Source organism: Rubellimicrobium arenae (genome assembly GCF_017916275.1).
GTDB lineage: Bacteria > Pseudomonadota > Alphaproteobacteria > Rhodobacterales > Rhodobacteraceae > Rubellimicrobium > Rubellimicrobium arenae.
In genome coordinates this window covers 1-1,267 of record NZ_JAFMST010000034.1, presented here as the reverse complement: position 1 = coordinate 1,267, position 1,267 = coordinate 1, and the positions used below count along the sequence as shown (strand labels likewise).

Here is a 1,267-nt window from a genome sequence, read left to right as displayed (position 1 = left end):
TGGCCTGCCCCCATCGGGTGGTCCGGGTTCAGTCTTAATGCATGACGGGTTTGGCGGCTACGGCTGGGGTGGCCGGCGAAGCGGCTCGGGGTGGCGAAGCCGGCCACAGGACGACCTCCGGGGCTGGGGGTCGGTAGCCCAGCGATGAGTGCGGGCGCTTGGTGTTGTAGTGGTGGCGCCAGCGTTCGATGACGATCTCGGCCTCCCTCAGGCTGTAGAAGATCTCGCCGTTCAGGAGCTCGTCCCGGAGCTTGGAGTTGAAGCTCTCGCAGTACCCGTTCTCCCAGGGGCTGCCCGGCTCGATGTAGGCGGTCTTGGCGCCCACGGCCCTGATCCAGTTCCGCACCGCGGTGGCGATGAACTCGGAGCCGTTGTCGGACCTGATGTGGGCCGGCACGCCTCGGAGGATGAACTGGTCCGCCAGGGTGTCGATCACGTCCGTCGACTGGAGCTTCCTGGAGATGCGGATCGCCAGGCACTCGCGCGTGAACTCATCGATGAGGTTGAGCATGCGGAACTTCCTTCCGTCGTGCGTCCGGCTTTCGACGAAGTCGTAGGACCAGACATGGTTCGGGCGCTCTGGGCGCAGTCGGATGCAGGACCCGTCGGCCAACCAGAGCCGTCCCTTCTTCGGTTGCTTCTGCGGGACCTTCAGCCCCTCCCGCCGCCAGATCCGCTCGACGCGCTTCACGTTCACCGCCCAGCCGGCCTCGCGAAGGAGCGCGGTGATGCGCCGGTAGCCATAGCGGCCATACTCCCGCGCCAGTGCGATGATGTCCGCCGTGAGGGCCGCTTCATCGTCTCGGCCCCGCGGCACCTTGCGCTGTGTCGAGCGGTGCTGCCCCAGAACCCGACAGGCGAGCCGTTCCGAGACCTGGAACTTGCGCCTGACATGCTCGATGCAGCCCCGCCGGCGGGCGGGGCTCAATAGTTTCCCGAGGCCGCCTCCCGGAGGATGAGCTTCTCCAGCGTCAGGTCCGACACGGCCTTCCGCAGCCGCTCGTTCTCCTTCTCAAGCTCCTTCAGCCGTTTCACCTGGTCGGTCTTCAGGCCGCCGAACTCCTTGCGCCACCGATAGTACGTGAACGGCGTCACGCCGATCGAGCGCACCGCCTCAGCCACTGAATGGCCCTGCGACACCAACACGTCGACCTGCCGGAGCTTGGCGACGATCTCCTCCGGCTTGTGCTTCTTCTGGGGCATTCCTTCATCCTCCTCAGGCCCGAAAGCCTACTTCAGGGAGGACCACTTTTCAGGGGGCAGACCA

At 65.9% G+C, this 1,267-nt stretch carries 1 protein-coding gene; it reads right to left on the bottom strand.

Annotated elements, in window-relative coordinates:
• Positions 1 to 34: 34 nt before the first annotated feature.
• Positions 35 to 1,203 (bottom strand): IS3 family transposase gene (locus J3P31_RS21145; RefSeq protein WP_210530516.1). Its coding sequence is split into 2 segments (ribosomal slippage): positions 35 to 939 and positions 939 to 1,203, totalling 1,170 coding nucleotides; the frame shifts between segments, so codons are not numbered across the junction.
• Positions 1,204 to 1,267 lie beyond the last annotated feature (64 nt).